Below are 18609 nucleotides of genomic sequence, written 5' to 3' on the forward strand. Positions count from 1 at the left end.
AATTTCATGAATTTATATTCACTCTTGGAAAAAGGTTTTCCAAAAGATAAAAAAGCATGCGCTCTCGAGACGCACGACGGTCTTTATTACTCTTGGGGTGATCTTGAGGGGGCAACTGCAAAGCTTGCTAATTTACTGGCTAGCCTTAAGCTTCCAAAAGGGGCGAGGGTTGCTGTGCAGGTTGAAAAATCACCTGAGGCTCTTTTCCTTTATTTGGCTACGATTCGTGCAGGCTATGTGTATTTGCCGCTGAATACCGCTTATCAGTCAGCCGAAATCCAGTACTTCCTAGAGAATGCTGAGCCAGCAGTGGTTGTTTGCAGCAGCAAGAATCTTTCCTGGGTATCCAAAGTAGCTTCTAAGGCCGGCACTAAGCATGTCCTTACCTTGGATGAGAACCGGACAGGCACTTTATTAGACCGCGCTGCAAACCTGAGTGATAAATTTAAGACCGTTCCAGCAAAAGACGATGATCTTGCAGCAATTCTGTACACCTCTGGTACAACAGGACGCAGCAAGGGCGCAATGTTGACTCATAAGAATCTTGGCAGCAATGCTCAAGTGTTGCAAAAGTTCTGGGGCTGGAAAAAAGGTGATGTATTGCTGCACGCTTTGCCTATCTTCCACGTGCATGGATTGTTTGTGGCGGCGCATGGCGCATTGATTAATGGTAGCAAGATGATTTGGTTGCCGCGATTAGATACTGGTCAGCTGATTAAGCACATGCCACAGTCTACTGTGATGATGGGTGTGCCGACATTCTATGTACGTCTATTGGCTGACAAAGGATTTACTAAAAAAGTAGCAAGCAATATGCGTCTATTTGTTTCCGGCTCAGCTCCTTTGCTGACAGAAACATTTAACACTTTCAAAGAAGTGATTGGCCAACCGATTCTTGAGCGTTATGGCATGAGTGAGACGGTAATGTTGGTTTCTAATCCTTACAAAGGCAAGCGCGTAGGTGGTTCAGTAGGTCTACCATTGCCTGGCGTTAAGGTGCGTGTAGTTGATGAAGATAATAAACCCTGCAAGGTAAATGAAATTGGCAGTATTCAGGTTAAAGGCCCGAATATATTTGCAGGCTACTGGCGCATGCCTGAAAAGACCGCCGAAGAATTTACCAAAGACGGCTGGTTTAAAACGGGTGACGTTGGTCGTTGGGGCGGCGATGCCAATGGTGGTAAGGCCCCTAAGGAATATTTATGCATCGTTGGCCGCAGTAAGGATTTAATTATTTCTGGTGGCTACAACGTTTATCCGAAAGAGATCGAAAGCTTTATCGATGATATGGCTGGCGTTGATGAGAGTGCCGTGATTGGTATTCCGCATCCTGATTTTGGCGAAGCAGTGATGGCAGTAGTTGTGCCTAAGGCTGGAGCAAAACTCAATGCAGAATCAATGATTGCTACTTTGAAAACCCAAATTGCAAACTTTAAAATTCCGAAGCGCGTAGAGATTGTTGCTGATTTACCTCGTAACGCTATGGGTAAGGTGCAAAAGAATATTTTGCGTCAGCAGTACACCGCTTAATTAAAAACCAAATGCCTTGCGGCTTTCATTAAACATGAAGGCTGCAAGGAAAAAGAGCATGATGCCAAAAACCCGTTTGAGTTGAGCAATATCGAGTTTTCTGGCCATCTTTGCACCTAAAGGTGCAGTAAAAATACTGACCGTCACAATGCACGCAACCGCTGGTAAATAAACAAAGCCCAGGGAGCCTGCTGGAAGATTGGGGTTGCCCCAGCTTCCATACATATAGCCAATCGTAGCTGCTGCTGCAATGGGAAAGCCTAAGCCTGATGAAGTAGCCATTGCTGTGTGGGGCTTAACGTTACACCAGAGCATGAATGGCACAGTAATAAATGCTCCGCCTGCGCCTACTAAGCTTGCAAGAGCTCCAGCAAAGGTGCCAAACGAAAATAATCCAAGCGTCCCAGGCAAGTCTCTGCCTGCCTTAGGCTTCTTATTCAGGAGCATTTGGATTGAGGAGTAAACAATGAAGACCGCAAAGAAGAGTGATAGCCAGGAAGTTTTTAATGCCTCAAATAATTCACTTCCACCAACCAGTCCGCCAAAAACCATTCCGGGACTTAAGGATGCAACCAGCCTCCAATCAATTGAGCTATGTTTGTGATGTGCCCAAATAGCAGAAGTTGTCGTAAATAAAATGGTGGCCATTCCGGTGGCAATTGCCATATGTACGATGACTTCTTGGTTAAATCCCAGATGATTAAAAACCAAGATCATGAAGGGCACCAGAATCATGCCGCCACCAATGCCTAGTAGTCCAGCCAAGTAGCCAGAGATGGCGCCGCACAACATCAACATCAAGATATCGTTTAGTAACATGAATTCCCCGCCTTAGCCGCTAGGCCGTCATCCTGAACCCTAAGGTTCAAGGTGGAACGGCTACTCTGCTTCGGGTGCATTAAGAGGTTCAGGGAGTAACCAAGTCTAAGTTGGCACTGTGAACTTGCAAAACGCTCACGCCCGCAAGGTAAAGATCGTTCCTGATGCTTGCGCATCGGTTCAAGGAACTATTGGCCTTGGCGAACCAGGCAGGGAAAGGGTTTGCATCAAAGCATCTACTTGATCTTCAAGAGCGCGAATTTCACCTTGTAGGCGAGTAACTTCATCCGAGCTCACGTTGGAGGAGGTGCTTTGTTGCGATTGATTTTTTTGTAAAGTAATAAGATCGCCAGCAATTTTGAGTGCCGCCATCATGCTGGCACGTTCAATACTGCGGTTACCGCCATTAATAGCCATTTGAATTTGTTCATCCACCAAGACACACGCCGCACGGAGAAGGGGCTCATGCTCGGCACTAGTTGCCAGAGTAATCTTTTGACCGGCAAGACTTACCTCAATGCGTTGTTGGCTCATTGTCATCCTCTGAATTATTTGGTGGAACGACTTCGCCAAGTAGATTTAGTTGGCGACCATCACTTTGATCTGGCAAGCGACTCAAAATACGTTGAACACGTTTGTGAGCATCATCAATCTTGCCCTCAAGTTGCATATTATTTTGATTCAGTTTTTCTACTGCTTCAGAGATTGCCTGAATTTTTTCAGCCACGCGATTAATGGATGCGCATAGCGCATCCATATTGAAGGCTGGGTTGCCGGAGGAAAGAGGTTGGTACTCATTCATACTGGCATTGTAGTCCGAAAAAAGGGCTTATTTCATGGCGTAACGAAGACCAACAAATACGTTTGAGCCAGGGGTGTTATAGCCATAGCTTAGTTGATAGGTCTTATTTAAGGCATTGTTCCAGCGGGCGAATACGCTGAGGTCTTTTTCTAAATCGTAGTTAGCGTAGAGATTAAAGATGGTATAGCCGCCCATGCCAGTGTTTGCACCCTGAAAATCATCTCTTCGACCGGAAAAAGTCGCCCCAACGCCGCCAGTTAACTTAAGGTAAAGGTATTCAGCTGCTAGATTGCCATACTGCTTGGCTTGTTTAATCAGGGTGCTATTAGTGCTTTCGTTAACTGGGTTTTGCTGTGTGACAGAGCCTTTTAGGTTTAGCGAAGCAATTTGAGCAGACCCGCTTAAAGTTCCCCCGGTAATTTTGGCGCTAGCCACATTGGATGCGCAGCCAAAAATACCAGTTCCTACTGGGCATGTATCGGAATTACTTACTTGAATCAAGTTTGAGATGGAGTTACTAAAGATCACGATATGTCCATCGAGACCTGGTTTTTCAAAATGCAGCCCTGCTTCTGTATTTTTGCTTTTCTCAGGCAGGATTGCTGTATTTCCGTATCCGGGGTAGTAGAGGTCATTAAATGTTGGAGCCCTAAACCCAGTACCGTAATTAATATTTGCGCGCCATTCTTTGGTGAAGAAATAGCCGTAAGCAGCTGCGCCTGTAGTTTGCGGTCCATATCCAGTGATACTGTCATTGCGCAATGAGAAGTTAGCAATGTGTGCATCCCTTTTGAGTTGATAGGCGATGGCACCTGAATTGGTGTTACGGGTTTGACTAAAGCCCAGAAATGGATAGGGCGCTGTCAGGTTATTGAAGTCGCCGTTGTTGTAGTCAAGCTGATAGCTCGATACCTTTTGAGTTTTACGTTCTGCCAATACTTGCAAAATATCGGAGCCAATGGCGAAATCATTTTGCCAAGTGTAAGTATTTTGTCTTTGATTCAGAGTGCTGTCATATGCAGGGTTATCTGGTGTGTTCGGAGCATGCGTTAATGCAGTTCCTGTTTGCGCTGAAACTTGCAAGAGGCTGCGCCAGTTTTCCATAACCTGATTTTTGGAGTAGAGGGAGTAGGTTCCCAATTGAGAAACTTGATTTTGGATTTGTTGATATAAAGTCTCTTGCGGGTCATACTGTGGCAGCTGATTATTGAGACGGCTATTGAGAAATTGCAATCCAAGTTCTTGTCCCTTACTCCACTCCTGTGAAAGCCTGCCAGTAATGCTGTCTTGAACGTAACCCGTTCTACCTGATGCTATTAGGCCATCCTTGTTATTTGGGGCAATCGTATTAAAGCCTATCGAAAGAGTTTGACTTGCTGCGAGCGAATAACGAATTTTTTGATCGCCTTGCGTGGATCCGCTAATACTGACTTCACTAATACTCGTGCCGTAGCTACCATACCCAAAAGAGGCGCCTATCTTGGCAGGGCCATCTCCTTTTTTGGTAAAGATTTGCACTACACCACCAATAGCATCTGAACCATAAAGACTGCTTTGAGGCCCAAATACGATTTCAATATGGTCGATGATGGTGAGTGGAATTACTGACCAGTTAACGCCACCGTTGATCGCATCATCAATGCGAACACCATCGATCAATACCAGTGTCTGATTGTTAGTAGTGCCTCGTAAGAAAACGCTGGCATTAGATCCCCCCGTTCCATAACTAGAGATAGTTACCCCTTTTTGGCGTTGGAGTAATTCCACTAAGCTAGTCTGTCCGGCCTGTTCAATTTCCTCTGGTCCGATATAAACATTGTCAGCCAATACATCACTGGCTTTTGTGGGTATCCGTGTTGCCGTGACGATGATGGGGTTAACGGAATTGTTTGTACTTGCTAAAACTACTGCTGAGTTGTTTTGTGCAAAGGCATTGATGCTGATAAACGTGCCCAATATGAGGGCGACCTTTGATCTACTGAAAAGCTGCTTCATGATTCACTTTCTGTTATCGATTGCCTAGCTAACTTCCCCGTTAGCTGGGTCGAACAGAATTTCCCGTGCAGGAGTTCAGGCGTCAATGTGGCGTCAGATCGCAGGACCAAACGCATTCATCGGCGCGCGAAGGTCCCCGTCCGCAAAATTCCACCTGTCTTGGCCGGTATCCGGGCTAGTAAATATCAAAATCTGGCCTTCCCATGCGATTGATGCGCACAGTGGCTTTATCAGATTCCTCACGTCTTAAATAGCTAAAAAAGACGTATTTACCTACCGTTGCGGGGGCAGCACACGTTTAGTGTTTCCCGTTTAACTTTATTGCACTGCAATAAAGCACCACGACACTGCCATTCTAGCGGATCTCTATCATTCAAAGTTGGGGATCAGGGCTTTTAGAGGTAAAAAAGCCTACAATGGACGGCCTAGGAGCAAGGATTCATGACCGCATTAGATAAGCACCCCGAAAAAAACCTGATTCGCCTGCAGTTGAGTCAAAACTCGGTCTTAAAAAGCTTGGATCCCGCAGCAATGGCTGATTTAGAGCGCCATTTAGAAATTGCTGACCTCAAAAAATCCGAAATTTTGCTCCACCAAGGCGACCATCAGATGGAGCAGTATTTTGTTCTTGATGGCATTCTCAAGCGGATTGTTTCTAGTGCGGATGCAAAAGAGATGATTTTGCGTTTTGCCATCGAAAAAGATATTGAAACTAGCTACGCTGCATGGCGCCTGAAAACGGCCGCCCCTTACAGTATTGCCTGTGTCACAAAGGCTCGTGTAGCTCGGATGCCCCTGAAGAAGTGGGCAGAGTTCCTTGAGGAACATAAGCCCTTAAAGGAAAGTTTTGAGTTTGAGGTCATGCGCCTTATGAGTGAAATCATGGCTCACACCATAACCTTGCATATGCTCGATGCACCAGGCCGAGTAGAGCGTTTCTTGCGCAAATATGAGGATTTGTTTGAGCTGCTCCCCAAAAAAGAGCTGGCCGCCTATCTCAATCTCTCTCCTGAGACTTTGAGTCGCCTCAAAACTAAGCATAAAGAACTCTTTGTCTAGGCTTCAAAACCCTCGGTAATTACAGGATTTAGGGGGGAAATTGACCGAAGTCAATGATGAACCTCCGCCCCAGGCCTATTATCAGATCAGCCTAAGTGGGATATAAAACCCATTATGCGACTTATAACTACATTGGAGACGTTAGCGAAAGCTAAATTGCATTAGCTCTACAAGAGCAGACCCGCAATTTTTATATAAATTTCTATGACAACAGATAATCAAAACACACAATTAACCGATGGCTTCCATCTCGTCATTGACGCTTTGAAAGCAAACGATCTCGATACGATTTTCGGTCTCGTTGGTATTCCAATTACTGACTTATGTCGTTTAGCGCAAGCAGAGGGTTTGCGTTTTATCGGCTTCCGTCACGAACAGCACGCAGGTAATGCTGCCGCTATTGCTGGTTACATGACGCAAAAGCCAGGTATTTGCATGACAGTTTCTGCTCCAGGCTTCTTGAACGGTTTAACAGCATTAGCAAACGCTACTGTGAACTGTTTCCCAATGATTTTGATCTCTGGTTCAAGCGAGCGTGAAATCGTTGACTTGCAACAGGGTGATTACGAAGAGATGGATCAGCTCAATGCAGCTAAGCCATATTGCAAAGCTGCTTATCGTATTAATCACATCGAAGATATCGGCATCGGTTTTGCTCGTGCGATCCGCGCTGCAGTTTCTGGTCGTCCAGGTGGTGTGTATTTAGACTTGCCAGCTCAGTTGCTTGCACAAACTATGCCAGCTGACGAAGCCAAGAAATCTATTTTCAAGGTAATCGATCCAGTTCCACGTCAAATCCCAGCAGCTGATGCAGTTGCTCGTGCATTAGATGTGCTCAAGGGTGCTAAGCGTCCATTGATTCTCTTGGGTAAGGGCGCTGCTTATGCTCAAGCTGATAAAGAGATTCGTGATTTGGTTGAAAAATCAGGCATTCCTTATTTGCCAATGTCTATGGCTAAAGGTTTGTTGCCAGACAATCATCCGCAGTCTGCTTCTGCAGCACGTTCATTTGTATTGGCTGAGGCCGATGCAGTGTTGTTAGTTGGTGCGCGTTTGAATTGGCTGCTTGCACACGGTAAGGGTAAAACTTGGGGTAAAGAGCCTAAGAAATTTATCCAAATCGATATTCAAGCAAACGAAGTAGATAGCAACGTACAAATTGCTGCTCCATTGATTGGCGATATCGGTTCTTGCGTTAGCGAGCTGTTGAAGGGTATCTCTGCTGTTCCTAAGCCAAGTGCTGAGTGGATTGCAGCAATCAACGAGAAAAAAGATAAGAATATGGCGAAGATGGCCGAAACATTGGCCAAAGAAGCTAACCCAATGAACTTCCATGGCGCATTGCGTGTGATTCGTGATGTGATTAAGAAGAATCCAGATGTGAACTTGGTTAACGAAGGCGCAAACACACTCGACTATTGCCGTGCAATCGTTGATATGTACAAGCCACGTAAGCGTTTTGACTCTGGTACATGGGGCATTATGGGTATCGGCATGGGTTATGCGATTGGTGCTTCCGTAACTAGCGGCCTGCCAACAGTTGCCGTAGAAGGCGATAGCGCATTTGGTTTCAGTGGCATGGAATTGGAAACGGTTTGCCGTTACAACTTGCCAATCACGACTGTTGTATTCAATAACAACGGCGTTTACCGCGGTACTGACGTTAACCCAACTGGTGGTGCTGATGTTGCACCGACCGTGTTCGTCAAAGATGCTCGTTACGACAAAATGATTGAAGCGTTTGGTGGTGTTGGTTACTACGTAACAACCCCAGCAGAATTAGAAGCAGCGTTAACAGAAGCGATTGCTGCCGGTAAACCAGCCCTCATCAATGCTGTTATTGATGAAACTGCAGGTACTGAGAGTGGACGTTTAACAAACTTAAACCCATCCACAGCAGCTGCCAAAAAGTAAGAAATACTGAGTAATAAAACGTTAATATTTTTAGACTACATTCAGAAGTAAACAAGAAAGACTTAAGGAGAAACACACATGACTAAACCATTAGAAGGTATTCGCATTATTGACTTCACACACGTACAAGCAGGCCCTGCATGTACTCAGTTGTTGGCTTGGTACGGCGCTGACGTTATCAAAGTAGAGCGTCCAGGTTCTGGCGACGTAACTCGTAGCCAATTGCGCGATATTCCAGGCGCAGATGCTTTGTACTTCACTATGCTCAACGGCAATAAGCGTTCTTTGACTTTGGATACTAAGACTCAAGAAGGTAAAGAAGTTTTAGAGAAGATGATCAAAACTTCCGATGTCATGGTTGAGAACTTTGGCCCAGGCGCTTTGGATCGTATGGGATTCTCTTGGAAGCGTATCCAAGAATTGAACCCAAAAATGATCATGGCTTCCGTAAAAGGCTTTAGCGATGGCCACTCATACGAAGACTTAAAGGTATATGAGAACGTTGCTCAGTGTGCTGGTGGTGCCGCTTCAACAACTGGTTTCTGGGATGGTCCTCCTACTGTTTCTGCTGCTGCTTTGGGTGATTCCAATACTGGTATGCACTTGGCAATCGGTATCTTGACAGCGTTGATGCAGCGTCAAAAAACTGGCAAAGGCCAAAAAGTATCTTGCTCAATGCAGGATGCAGTATTGAACTTGTGCCGTGTGAAGTTGCGCGACCAACAGCGTTTGGACAAAATTGGTTACTTGGAAGAGTATCCACAGTACCCACACGGTTCATTCACTGACGTAGTTCCACGTGGCGGTAACGCTGGTGGTGGCGGTCAGCCAGGTTGGGTGTTGAAGTGTAAGGGTTGGGAAACAGATCCAAACGCATACATCTACTTCACTATTCAAGGTCACGCTTGGGAGCCAATTACTCGTGCGATTGGTAAGCCAGAGTGGGCAACTGATCCAGCGTACATGACTGCTGAAGCTCGTCAAGACAAGATTTTCGACATCTTCGCAACCATCGAAGACTGGCTCAAAGACAAGACCAAGTACGAAGCTGTGGACATTCTCCGCAAGTTCGATATCCCATGTGCTCCAGTTCTCTCCATGAAAGAATTGGCTGCTTCACCAGACCTGCGTAAGAGCGGTTCTATTGTTGAAGTGGACCATAAAGTACGCGGTAAGTATTTGACTATCGGTAGCCCAATCAAGTTCTCTGATTTGGAAATCGAAGTTGGTCCATCACCAGTATTAGGTGAGCACACTGACGAAGTATTGGCTGACCTTGGCTATAGCGCTGATGACATCGCTAAGTTGCACACAGCTAAAGCAGTTTAATAACAAGTAACACTGGCATTAATTTGAAGGCGCTCCTAGTGAGCGCCTTTTTTATTTCTCAAAAACTCTATGGACTGATCATATGAACACCAATGTTGATTTACACCAGTTAGTGGAGCGCGTAGGCGATGCGATTATTGTTGCTGATGCTCATGAAAAGATCGTCTTGTGGAATCCTGCCGCCACACGCATCTTTGGATATTCGGAGCAAGAGGCTCTAGGGAAAACTTTGGATCTGATTGTTCCTGAGCGTCAACGCCAGAGACATACCGAGGGTTATAGCCATTCAATGGAGACTGGCACAACACGTTATGGCGCCTCATTGTTGAAAGTGCCCGCCAAGCACAAAGATGGCAGCATGCTTTCGATTGCCTTTACTGTTGGGATGCTTTTTGATGCCTCTGGGAAGGCTAACGGGGTAGTTGCCACCATTCGTGATGAGAGCGAGCGTTTTGCAGAAGAGAGGGCTCTTAAAAAGCGCCTTGCTGATCTTGAAAATCCCCAGGGATAGCCGTATATAGACCTCAACAAGAGTAAATAAAGGTTTGAACGGGATTCATGCCCAAAAAATGGGCATACCTTAATTTTCCTTATTTCCCACTGGTAAAATTGCCTTAATTCAAAATTTCATTCTTATTAGGACTAAATCATGGCAAAAGCACTAGAGGGGGTCAAAGTCCTCGACTTTACGCACGTTCAATCTGGGCCGACTTGTACGCAGTTGTTGGCTTGGTTCGGTGCAGATGTGATCAAGGTAGAAAAATCAGGTGAGGGCGATGCAACTCGCGGTCAGCTGCGCGACATTCCTGACGCAGACAGTTTGTATTTCACAATGCTCAACCATAACAAGCGTTCCATCACTGTGAATACTAAAACCCAAAAGGGTAAAGAAATTCTCGAGCGCCTCATTAAAGAGTGTGACGTTTTAGTCGAGAACTTTGCACCCGGTGCACTGGATCGTATGGGATTTTCTTGGGAACGTATTCAAGAACTTAATCCCATGATGATCATGGCTTCTGTCAAAGGTTTTGGTCCTGGTCCATACGAAGATTGCAAAGTGTATGAGAACGTGGCGCAATGCGCGGGCGGTTCTGCATCAACTACAGGTTTTGATGATGGTCCTCCAATGGTAACTGGTGCACAAATCGGCGATAGTGGAACAGGTTTGCATTTGGCATTAGGTATCGTCACAGCACTGTATCAACGCACTCACTCTGGCCGTGGTCAGAAAGTATTGGCAGCCATGCAAGATGCGGTATTGAACTTGTGCCGTGTGAAATTGCGTGATCAACAGCGCTTGGAGCGTGTTGGTTTAATGCAAGAGTATCCACAGTTCCCGAATGGCGAGTTTGGTGACGCTGTACCCCGTGCTGGTAATGCTTCTGGCGGTGGTCAGCCTGGATGGATCGTCAAGTGCAAGGGTTGGGAAACTGATCCAAATGCTTACATGTATGTCATCGTTCAAGCTCCAGTATGGGAAGCGATTTGTAAAGTGATTGGTCGTGAAGATTGGATTACGGATGTGCGATTTGCATCACCAATGGCGCGCTTACCCCACCTCATGGAAATTTTTGGCGAGATCGAAAAGTGGACTATGACTATGACGAAGTTTGAAGTCATGGATGTTCTAAATAAATATGACATCCCATGTGGTCCAATCTTGTCCATGAAAGAAATTGCTGAAGAGCCTGCATTGCGTGCTACAGGCACTGTTGTTGAGGTAGATCATCCAATTCGTGGTAAGTACCTCACTGTTGGTAATCCAATCAAGATGTCTGATAGTCCTACGGATGTCACTCGTTCACCATTATTAGGTGAACATACTGATGAGATCCTTAGTGAGTTGGGCTACTCAACTGATGAGTTAATTGCATTACGTCACGATAAGGTGATCTAAGATGCGGGTTGCTTTGATTGGAAGTGCAGATTTTGGTAAAGCAGCTTTAGAAGCTTTTTTAGATCGCGGCGATGAAGTAGTCGCTGTTTTCTGCCCACCCGATAATCCCAAATCCAGCAAACCCGAAGTATTAAAAGAGGCAGCGCTAGCAAGGGGCTTAACCCCTTTGCAGTTTGCCTCTTTAAAGGGTCCTGAAGCGGCCCAAGCCATGATTGATAGCAATGCTGACATCTGTGTGATGGCGTATGTTATTCAGTTCGTGCCGCAAGAGCTCTGCAAGATTCCAAAGCACGGCACCATTCAATATCACCCATCTTTATTGCCTAAATATCGCGGCCCCAGCGCTATTAACTGGGCTATTGCATTAGGTGAAGAGAAAACGGGTTTAACCATCTTCCGTCCGTCCGATGGTTTGGATGAGGGTGAAGTAATTTTGCAAAAAGAAGTGACCATTGGACCTAACGACACTCTAGGGAAAATCTACTTCGATCATTTATTCCCAGTCGGAGTAAAAGCACTGTTAGAGGCTGCTGACTTAGTGGTCGCCGGCAAGCATCAAGAAATTGTTCAAGATGAATCCCAGGCAAACTATGAAGGTTGGTTTGATGTGAATGCTGCACAGATTCATTGGGCGACTCACATTAGCCAAATTTATAACTTGATTCGTGCGTGCAATCCTGCGCCAGGCGCTTGGACAAAATTTGGTGAACAAAAAGTGCAGATCTATGATTGCCACAAGCATGTGGCTGCTACCTTTAGTGCTGTTAAAGGTAAGCCTGGTGAAGTCACTCAAATTACCTTAGATTCTTTCTTCGTTACTTGCCATGGCGGACAGATTGAAGTTCTCAAGGCTAAAGGTGCAGCAGGCAAAGTTACTGGTGCTGAGTTGGCTAAAGAATTGAATCTAGAAGCAGGGCAGTTCTTTACGCTTTAGGTTTAACAATGAAGTTAAATAGCTCTACTAAGCGCGCTCTATGGATAGGTGCCGCCATCGGATTGCTAAATGTCGCCATTACGAATATTGATATTTCCAATAGACCCATTGGCGCATCAACTTCTTATCCATATATTTCAGGTTTGGTATTTGATTTACAGAGCTCAACCTACTTTAAATTGATTGATGTACCAGGCTCTTGGGAGATGTGGTTTGTGCTTGGGGGATTCATCGGTTCTTTGTGTATTGCGATCTGGACAAAGAAATTTAAGCTTCGTAGCGTCCCAGAACTATGGGCAAGGTGCCAAGGTAAATCCAGCATTAAAAGATTGGCCTATTCATTTTTAGGTGGTTTTGTTCTCATTTTGGGCGCCCGCATTGCAGACGGATGCGCAAGCGGACATATTTTGTCCGAAAATATGGAGATGGCTGTAAGCAGCTTTGTTTTTGCTATTTGCGTAGCGCTGTCGTATTTCATTTTCACAAAATATTTCTATAAAAAGGGCTGATATGTTGCAAGCTCTTATTGCAGGATTAATCTTTTCTTTCTTGGCCTATAAATCAAACCTGTTTTGTTCTGACCAAATTTTATCGGTTGGTGTTTTGAAAAATTTTGAGGCGGTGCAAATTCTTCTTTTTGCTTTATCTGTTTCGAGCCTAGCGTTTTTCATTGAATATAGCTTGGGAGATGCCGTTATCAATGTAAAGCCATTTTATTTAACAGGCATTTTGGTTGGTGGCCTACTATTCGGTGTTGGCGTAGGTATGCTGGGATACTGTCCCGGCACTTTGGAGATGGCAATTGGCTACGGTAGTATTGATGCTCTATTTGGGTTTGCTGGTGGATTGGCGGCGGGCTATTGTTATACCTTGATCTACCCATTCGCATTGCCATTTTTGGGGCCAGATTATGGCGCCATCAATTTTTATACAGGTAATGCAGTTTTCAACACGGTTCTAGTGTTGGCATTCTCAGTAGGTTTATTTATTGCTGCAGTAGCTCTGCAAAGCTCGAATAATCAAGTGCTGCTGATTGAGGATTAAATCTCTAAGTTATCAATTAGGCGCGTTTTACCAAGTTTGGCTGCAGTCAAAATGACTAGCGGCTCTCCAGCGTGCAATTGCTCATTGCTTGCTGGTGCTAAATCGCTTTGCTGACGAATGGCAATGTAATCGGGTTGCCATCCGCGTTTCGCTAAGGAAGCAACCGCAGCCTTTTCAATCTCGGAGATGGATTGGTTATTACGATCTTTCAGCTGTATGACGCGCTCGCGTACCTCTTTGAGTGCCTTCATTAGCTCGGGTGCTTCAGCTCGCTCCTCGGCTGAGAGGTAGCCATTGCGAGAGGAGAGGGCCAGTCCATCTTCTGCACGAATAGTCTCACCGGGGATGATCTCGACTGGCAAGGCAAATTGCTTGGCCATCTGACGAATAATCATCAACTGTTGGTAATCCTTCTTGCCAAACACTGCAACCTTAGGCTGTACGCAAGAAAAAAGTTTGAGTACAACTGTGCAAACACCCTTAAAGAAGCCAGGACGGAACTCGCCCTCAAGGATATCGCCCAACTGTTGAGGTGGATCGACTCGATATTCTTGTGGCTGTGGATATAGATCCCGCTCGGTAGGTGCAAACAAGATGTAGACACCTTCTTTTTCAAGCTTATCAATATCCGCCTGCATAGTGCGGGGGTAGCTATCAAAATCTTCGTTAGGCCCAAACTGCAAGCGGTTAACAAAAATACTGGCTACTACAGGGTCGCCATGTTGTCTTGCTAGGCGCATGAGCGAAAGGTGGCCTTCGTGAAGATTGCCCATTGTCGGGACAAATGAAGCGCGATTTTGACCTCTTAGGTGGTCACGTAATTCTTGAATGTCACTGATGATTTTCATGCAACAGGTGTGTAGGCGAGACGCACATAAATCGGTGCGTACGGCTCTGCTTGAGTAATTTCTACTAAGGCTTCACGTGAGAGTTCGAGCATGGCAATAAAGTTCACAATGACTACTGGAATGCCTTTGCCAGACTTAATTGCATCCTCAAACAGTTCTCCGAACTCTACAAATTTAGTGCTTTGTAAGCGGCGTAAGATGCGTGTCATGAAGTCGCGCACCGATAATTCTTCGCGAGTGATAGTGTGATGCTGAGTGAGCTTGGCGCGGTGCAAAACATCGCGCCAGGCCATTTGCAAGTCTTCTACATTGACATCTGGCCAAGCAATCGCAATGGTAGTGTCTACATAGCCATGCGCGACCTGAAAGTCGCGACCTTGTTGTGGAATTTGATCGAGTTCTTGCGCTGCAAGCTTCATACGCTCGTACTCTAAGAGGCGACGTACTAATTCTGCGCGTGGATCTTCTACTTCCTCTTCGCTATCTGCCTTCTTCATTGGCAGGAGCATGCGTGACTTAATTTCAATCAACATTGCGGCCATGAGTAAATACTCGGCAGCCAGCTCAAGATTGTGGTGACGAATTTGATCAATGTAGCTTAGGTACTGCTGTGTAACCTGCGCCATTGGAATATCAAGAACATTGAAGTTCTGTTTGCGGATGAGGTACAGCAATAAATCTAGAGGACCTTCAAACGCTTCTAGAAAAACTTCTAGTGCGTCTGGTGGAATATATAGATCAGTAGGGAGCTTGAAAAGCGGTTCGCCATAGAGCTTGGCGAAAGCAGCCGACATTCCATCAGTAACTGATGGAGTGCTATCTAGTAAATCGGATATTGGCTGAGTGCTTGGCTCAGTCATTCGAATACACGTAAGCGCGTTGCTTGAGTTTTGCAGCTTTTGCACGGCGCTGGTCTTCAACGCTCAATGGCTCTTTGTCCCAAAGCAGGGCGCGACCAGCTTGCTGTTCAGCTTCGAGCTGTGGATGCTCGGTTTTGAGTTCAGTTAAGAACTGGGTGATTTCCGATTGATATCTTGCCATGGCATTTCCTAAAATACTCAATAAATTCAATAACTTATAAAATTAATTCGAAAAGTTATCTAGGGACTACAACTGCCATTATAGGTGCTTTTTAAGGGGCTTTTTACAAGTTTGCAGCCAGCAAAGCCTCAATTTGAGGGGCTTCCACACGGGTCATTAGGTGCTTGAAGGCCTTGATGGGGTTTTTGCTGGAAAGAGGGGTATTAATGTCTGCCCAGGAAAGGGGTGGCAGGCAGAAGAATTCCTCTACGCCAGCAGCTACCTGAGGAATAACCGGCTTGAGATAAAGACTTAGCATCCGGAATGCTTCCAGCGTAACGCTGCAGACACGCTGTAAGTCAGCCTCACGTTCTGGATCTTTAGCAATTTCCCATGGTTTGTTCTCATCTACAAAGCCATTTACTTTATCCGCAAGCTCCATCACGGTGCGCAGTGCTTTTGCGAATTCGCGTCCCTCATAGAGTTCTGCAATTTTTTCACTACTTGCTGCAATTTCTTTGAGGAGTGGATCGTTCATCGCCTCATCAGAAACAACGCCACCAAATCGTTTTACCAAGAAGCCAGCGCTGCGGCTTGCAATATTGATGTACTTGCCGAGTAGATCGCTGTTTACGCGTGCAACAAAGTCTTGAAGATTTAAATCCAAATCTTCCATGCTGTCATTAAGCTTAGTTGCAAAATAGTAACGGAACCACTCTGGATTAAATCCACACTCAATGACGCTGTTTGCAGAAATTAAAGTACCACGTGACTTACTCATCTTCTCACCATCAACAGTCAAAAAACCATGTGCAAATACGTTGGTTGGTGTGCGATAGCCAGCAAACTTCAAAGTGGCTGGCCAGAATAAAGTGTGGAAGTAGAGAATATCTTTACCAATGAAATGGTACTGCTCAGTAGTGGTATCTGGTTTGACCCACTCATCAAAATTAAGGCCTTTAGTCTGGCAATAATTGAGAAAACTAGCGTAGTAACCAATTGGGGCATCAAGCCATACATAGAAGTACTTTCCCGGTGCATCGGGGATCTCAAAGCCGAAATACGGGGCATCGCGGGAGATATCCCAATCGCCTAACTTGCTTTCGCCTGGCTGGCCAACCCATTCTTTCATCTTGTTGCGAGCTTCGGGCTGCAATGGTGTTTTTACCTGTGTCCAGTCACGTAAGAATTCTTCGCAACGGGGATCGGATAACTTAAAGAAGTAGTGGTCTGAGATCTTTTTGATGGGTGTTGCACCGCTCACTACTGAGAAGGGGTTTTTTAAATCAGTAGGTGAATACGTCGCACCACATTTTTCACAGTTATCACCGTATTGATCCTTAGCGCCGCACTTAGGGCATTCGCCTTTGATAAAGCGGTCCGGTAAGAACATCTCTTTAACGGGATCGTAGGCTTGCTCAATTGCACGCTTCTCAATTAAACCAGCATCGCGTAGCTTAAGGTAAATACTTTGTGCAAGCCTCTCATTCTCAGGGCTATCTGTGGTGTAGTAGTTATCAAATGAAATCAGAAAGTTATCAAAGTCACGCTTATGCTCTTTCCAGACGTTGGCGATGAGCTCTTTTGGCGTAAGACCTTCTTTTTCAGCGCGCAACATAATGGGGGTGCCGTGCGCGTCATCAGCGCCAACGTAATGCACTTCATGACCACGCATTCTTTGAAAGCGAACCCAAATATCGGTCTGTACATATTCCACCAAATGGCCGATATGGATCTGACCATTGGCATACGGCAGGGCGGAGGTAACAAGAAGGCGGCGTTGGGAACTGCTCATGTAATGCGGACTTAAATAAGAAGGTTAATGAGAAGGGTAAACAGTTAAATAGGGTACAGCGCTCAATTATGCTGGCTAATGCAATGATTTTAGTCTGCGGTTAAAGTAAAGCACCGTGAAGTGCCCATAAACCCCGATAAACTTCAGTTCAGCCCGACCTTAGAGAGTATTTTATGGCAGTAAAACCGACCATTCAGATGTCCCATGCCTCCGTGCCCTTGGTGCATGAAGTTGAGGTTATGGATGAAATGGGACGTCTTAAAAAGACCCATATTCCTGGCGAGCGCCCTTTAACAATTTACCTAGATAAGCGTGAAGTTGTCACGCTCATGACCTTGGGGAGCGCCCCGGAAGCGCTGGTCTTGGGTTATTTGCGCAATCAGCGCCTTGTGGAGTCACCTGATGATATTGAGAGCATTCAGGTGGACTGGGAGACGGATTCAGCTGCGGTGAAAACCCGTCGCAGTACAGTCGATATTGACGCCCTGACGAGCAAGCGGGTGGTAACTACTGGCTGCGGTCAAGGAACGATGTTTGGGGGCTTGATTGAAGAAATGGACGAGATTAAGTTGCCCGAAGGTCCAACTTTGTCCCAAGAGGCAATAGTTGCTTTAGTTGACTCTATCCGGATACATGACACGATCTACAAGAAGTCCGGCTCAGTTCATGCCTGCGCAGTATATGAACGGGATGGTGAGGATGGAGTACGTCTGCTGCACTTCATTGAGGACGTGGGTCGTCATAATGCGGTCGACTCGATTTCTGGCTTGATGTGGCTGGTTGATAAGCCTGGCAAGGATCTTATTTTCTTTACTACTGGGCGCCTAACCTCGGAGATGGTGATCAAGGGTGCTCAGATGGGCATTCCTTTCCTCTTAACCCGCTCAGGGGTGACCTTGATGGGTCTTGAACTGGCACGTAAAACCAATCTGACCATCCTTTCCCGTTGCTCTGGAAAACACTTTGAGATCTACAACGCCCCAGAGAGGGTCGTTTTTAGTCAAAATCCCCAATAAATTCGTGGGCAGGTGAGGGCGAAGGTTTTACAATTCGGCCATGACTATTAAATCAGACCACTGGATCCGCCGCATGGGCGAGCAAGGCATGATCAGCCCATTTGAACCTGGGCAAGTTCGCCAAGACGCCGCCGGAAATAAAATCGTAAGTTATGGCACTTCAAGCTATGGCTATGACATTCGTTGTGCGGACGAATTCAAGATCTTTACCAACATCAACAGCACTATCGTTGACCCGAAGAATTTCGATGAGCAATCGTTCGTTGATTTCAAGGGTGATGTTTGCATCATTCCACCAAACTCTTTTGCATTAGCAAGAACGGTTGAGTACTTCAAGATTCCGCGTAGTGTATTAACGGTTTGCGTTGGTAAGAGCACCTACGCACGCTGCGGAATTATTGTGAACGTCACTCCATTCGAGCCTGAGTGGGAAGGGTATGTCACCTTAGAGTTTTCAAACACAACACCATTGCCTGCCAAAATTTATGCGGGTGAAGGTTGTGCTCAAGTACTCTTCTTTGAGAGTGATGAAGTTTGCGGTACATCTTATAAAGATCGCGGTGGTAAGTATCAAGGTCAGCGGGGCGTTACCCTGCCTAAGACCTAA

18 protein-coding genes, 1 other RNA gene, 1 pseudogene and 1 riboswitch are annotated in these 18609 nt (G+C 45.8%); of the genes and pseudogenes, 11 read left to right on the plus strand and 9 right to left on the minus strand.

Features of this window, described 5'->3' with window-relative positions:
• Positions 1-6 precede the first annotated feature (6 nt).
• Positions 7-1530: a malonyl-CoA synthase gene (locus ICN36_RS10940; protein ID WP_216228396.1), complete on the plus strand. Its 1524-nt coding sequence runs from the start codon at positions 7-9 to the stop codon at positions 1528-1530.
• Here ICN36_RS10940 and ICN36_RS10945 read toward each other — a convergent pair whose 3' ends face one another.
• The 5 genes and pseudogenes from ICN36_RS10945 to ICN36_RS10965 all read right to left on the minus strand — a co-directional run bounded on the left by ICN36_RS10945 (position 1531) and on the right by ICN36_RS10965 (position 5146).
• Positions 1531-2349 (minus strand): sulfite exporter TauE/SafE family protein, encoded by an 819-nt coding sequence (locus ICN36_RS10945; protein WP_216228397.1) that lies wholly within the window; start codon positions 2347-2349, stop codon positions 1531-1533.
• A non-coding RNA gene (ssrS, locus tag ICN36_RS10950) (6S RNA) lies at positions 2350-2568 on the minus strand.
• 99 nt (positions 2569-2667) lie between these two features.
• Positions 2668-2889, minus strand: a pseudogene (locus tag ICN36_RS12160) (cell division protein ZapA); the annotation flags it as partial.
• Positions 2864-3151, minus strand: a complete 288-nt coding sequence (locus ICN36_RS10960) for a hypothetical protein (protein WP_216228398.1) — start codon at positions 3149-3151, stop codon at positions 2864-2866. The pseudogene ICN36_RS12160 and the gene ICN36_RS10960, both read right to left, overlap by 26 nt.
• Positions 3152-3178: 27 nt before the next feature.
• On the minus strand, positions 3179-5146 hold the full coding sequence (locus ICN36_RS10965; protein WP_216228399.1) for a TonB-dependent receptor domain-containing protein: 1968 nt from the start codon (positions 5144-5146) through the stop codon (positions 3179-3181).
• 143 nt (positions 5147-5289) lie between these two features.
• Positions 5290-5505, minus strand: a riboswitch (cobalamin riboswitch).
• Positions 5506-5587: 82 nt separating this feature from the next.
• Between ICN36_RS10965 and ICN36_RS10970 the strand changes: the two genes are divergently transcribed.
• From ICN36_RS10970 to ICN36_RS11005, 8 genes are all read left to right on the plus strand, one after another.
• Positions 5588-6205 carry a Crp/Fnr family transcriptional regulator gene (locus ICN36_RS10970; RefSeq protein WP_216228400.1) on the plus strand — a complete coding sequence of 206 codons (618 nt, stop codon included), beginning with the start codon at positions 5588-5590 and terminating at the stop codon, positions 6203-6205.
• 204 nt (positions 6206-6409) lie between these two features.
• Positions 6410-8119 (plus strand): oxalyl-CoA decarboxylase, encoded by a 1710-nt coding sequence (oxc, locus tag ICN36_RS10975; RefSeq protein WP_216228401.1) that lies wholly within the window; start codon positions 6410-6412, stop codon positions 8117-8119.
• Between the two features lie 78 nt (positions 8120-8197).
• Positions 8198-9448: a formyl-CoA transferase gene (gene frc / locus ICN36_RS10980; RefSeq protein ID WP_216228402.1), complete on the plus strand. Its 1251-nt coding sequence runs from the start codon at positions 8198-8200 to the stop codon at positions 9446-9448.
• 82 nt (positions 9449-9530) lie between these two features.
• Positions 9531-9959: a PAS domain S-box protein gene (locus tag ICN36_RS10985; protein ID WP_216228403.1), complete on the plus strand. Its 429-nt coding sequence runs from the start codon at positions 9531-9533 to the stop codon at positions 9957-9959.
• 138 nt (positions 9960-10097) lie between these two features.
• Positions 10098-11345, plus strand: coding sequence for a formyl-CoA transferase (frc, locus tag ICN36_RS10990; RefSeq protein WP_216228404.1), 1248 nt, complete (start codon positions 10098-10100; stop codon positions 11343-11345).
• A 1-nt stretch (position 11346) separates the two neighbouring features.
• Positions 11347-12279, plus strand: a complete 933-nt coding sequence (locus ICN36_RS10995) for a methionyl-tRNA formyltransferase (RefSeq protein WP_216228405.1) — start codon at positions 11347-11349, stop codon at positions 12277-12279.
• Positions 12280-12287: 8 nt separating this feature from the next.
• Positions 12288-12788: a YeeE/YedE thiosulfate transporter family protein gene (locus ICN36_RS11000; protein ID WP_216228406.1), complete on the plus strand. Its 501-nt coding sequence runs from the start codon at positions 12288-12290 to the stop codon at positions 12786-12788.
• Position 12789: 1 nt separating this feature from the next.
• Positions 12790-13323, plus strand: a complete 534-nt coding sequence (locus ICN36_RS11005) for a YeeE/YedE thiosulfate transporter family protein (RefSeq protein WP_216228407.1) — start codon at positions 12790-12792, stop codon at positions 13321-13323.
• Here ICN36_RS11005 and panC read toward each other — a convergent pair.
• The 4 genes from panC to metG form a co-directional block, all read right to left on the minus strand.
• Positions 13320-14171 (minus strand): pantoate--beta-alanine ligase, encoded by an 852-nt coding sequence (gene panC / locus ICN36_RS11010; RefSeq protein ID WP_216228408.1) that lies wholly within the window; start codon positions 14169-14171, stop codon positions 13320-13322. The genes ICN36_RS11005 and panC overlap by 4 nt on opposite strands.
• The gene (locus tag ICN36_RS11015) at positions 14168-15031 is read right to left on the minus strand and encodes a ScpA family protein (RefSeq protein ID WP_216228409.1); all 864 of its coding nucleotides are present in this window, start codon (positions 15029-15031) and stop codon (positions 14168-14170) included. Before ICN36_RS11015 ends, panC begins: the two co-directional genes overlap by 4 nt.
• A complete protein-coding gene (locus ICN36_RS11020; protein ID WP_072583777.1) occupies positions 15024-15212 on the minus strand; it encodes a DUF3460 family protein in 189 nt (62 codons plus the stop codon). The genes ICN36_RS11015 and ICN36_RS11020 overlap by 8 nt, the downstream gene beginning before the upstream one ends.
• A 103-nt stretch (positions 15213-15315) precedes the next feature.
• Positions 15316-16986 (minus strand): methionine--tRNA ligase, encoded by a 1671-nt coding sequence (gene metG / locus ICN36_RS11025; protein WP_216228410.1) that lies wholly within the window; start codon positions 16984-16986, stop codon positions 15316-15318.
• Between the two features lie 173 nt (positions 16987-17159).
• On the opposite strand from metG, the gene ICN36_RS11030 reads away from it, so the two are divergent.
• Positions 17160-18002 carry a formate dehydrogenase accessory sulfurtransferase FdhD gene (locus ICN36_RS11030; RefSeq protein WP_216228411.1) on the plus strand — a complete coding sequence of 281 codons (843 nt, stop codon included), beginning with the start codon at positions 17160-17162 and terminating at the stop codon, positions 18000-18002.
• A 40-nt stretch (positions 18003-18042) separates the two neighbouring features.
• A complete protein-coding gene (dcd, locus tag ICN36_RS11035) occupies positions 18043-18609 on the plus strand; it encodes a dCTP deaminase (protein ID WP_071464932.1) in 567 nt (188 codons plus the stop codon).

Source organism: Polynucleobacter sp. UK-Gri1-W3 (genome assembly GCF_018881595.1).
Taxonomy (GTDB): domain Bacteria; phylum Pseudomonadota; class Gammaproteobacteria; order Burkholderiales; family Burkholderiaceae; genus Polynucleobacter.

Bases quoted from the DNA above. Each gene is read 5' to 3' on its own strand.
- metG (WP_216228410.1), bottom strand. From the start codon at position 16,986: ATGAGCAGTTCCCAACGCCGCCTTCTTGTTACCTCCGCCCTGCCGTAT.
- frc (WP_216228402.1), top strand. From the start codon at position 8,198: ATGACTAAACCATTAGAAGGTATTCGCATTATTGACTTCACACACGTA.
- oxc (WP_216228401.1), top strand. From the start codon at position 6,410: ATGACAACAGATAATCAAAACACACAATTAACCGATGGCTTCCATCTC.
- ICN36_RS11020 (WP_072583777.1), bottom strand. From the start codon at position 15,212: ATGGCAAGATATCAATCGGAAATCACCCAGTTCTTAACTGAACTCAAA.
- ICN36_RS10970 (WP_216228400.1), top strand. From the start codon at position 5,588: ATGACCGCATTAGATAAGCACCCCGAAAAAAACCTGATTCGCCTGCAG.
- ICN36_RS10985 (WP_216228403.1), top strand. From the start codon at position 9,531: ATGAACACCAATGTTGATTTACACCAGTTAGTGGAGCGCGTAGGCGAT.
- ICN36_RS11030 (WP_216228411.1), top strand. From the start codon at position 17,160: ATGGCAGTAAAACCGACCATTCAGATGTCCCATGCCTCCGTGCCCTTG.
- ICN36_RS10965 (WP_216228399.1), bottom strand. From the start codon at position 5,146: ATGAAGCAGCTTTTCAGTAGATCAAAGGTCGCCCTCATATTGGGCACG.
- ICN36_RS10945 (WP_216228397.1), bottom strand. From the start codon at position 2,349: ATGTTACTAAACGATATCTTGATGTTGATGTTGTGCGGCGCCATCTCT.
- ICN36_RS11005 (WP_216228407.1), top strand. From the start codon at position 12,790: ATGTTGCAAGCTCTTATTGCAGGATTAATCTTTTCTTTCTTGGCCTAT.
- ICN36_RS11000 (WP_216228406.1), top strand. From the start codon at position 12,288: ATGAAGTTAAATAGCTCTACTAAGCGCGCTCTATGGATAGGTGCCGCC.
- ICN36_RS11015 (WP_216228409.1), bottom strand. From the start codon at position 15,031: ATGACTGAGCCAAGCACTCAGCCAATATCCGATTTACTAGATAGCACT.
- ICN36_RS10940 (WP_216228396.1), top strand. From the start codon at position 7: ATGAATTTATATTCACTCTTGGAAAAAGGTTTTCCAAAAGATAAAAAA.
- ICN36_RS10960 (WP_216228398.1), bottom strand. From the start codon at position 3,151: ATGAATGAGTACCAACCTCTTTCCTCCGGCAACCCAGCCTTCAATATG.
- ICN36_RS10995 (WP_216228405.1), top strand. From the start codon at position 11,347: ATGCGGGTTGCTTTGATTGGAAGTGCAGATTTTGGTAAAGCAGCTTTA.
- panC (WP_216228408.1), bottom strand. From the start codon at position 14,171: ATGAAAATCATCAGTGACATTCAAGAATTACGTGACCACCTAAGAGGT.
- frc (WP_216228404.1), top strand. From the start codon at position 10,098: ATGGCAAAAGCACTAGAGGGGGTCAAAGTCCTCGACTTTACGCACGTT.
- dcd (WP_071464932.1), top strand. From the start codon at position 18,043: ATGACTATTAAATCAGACCACTGGATCCGCCGCATGGGCGAGCAAGGC.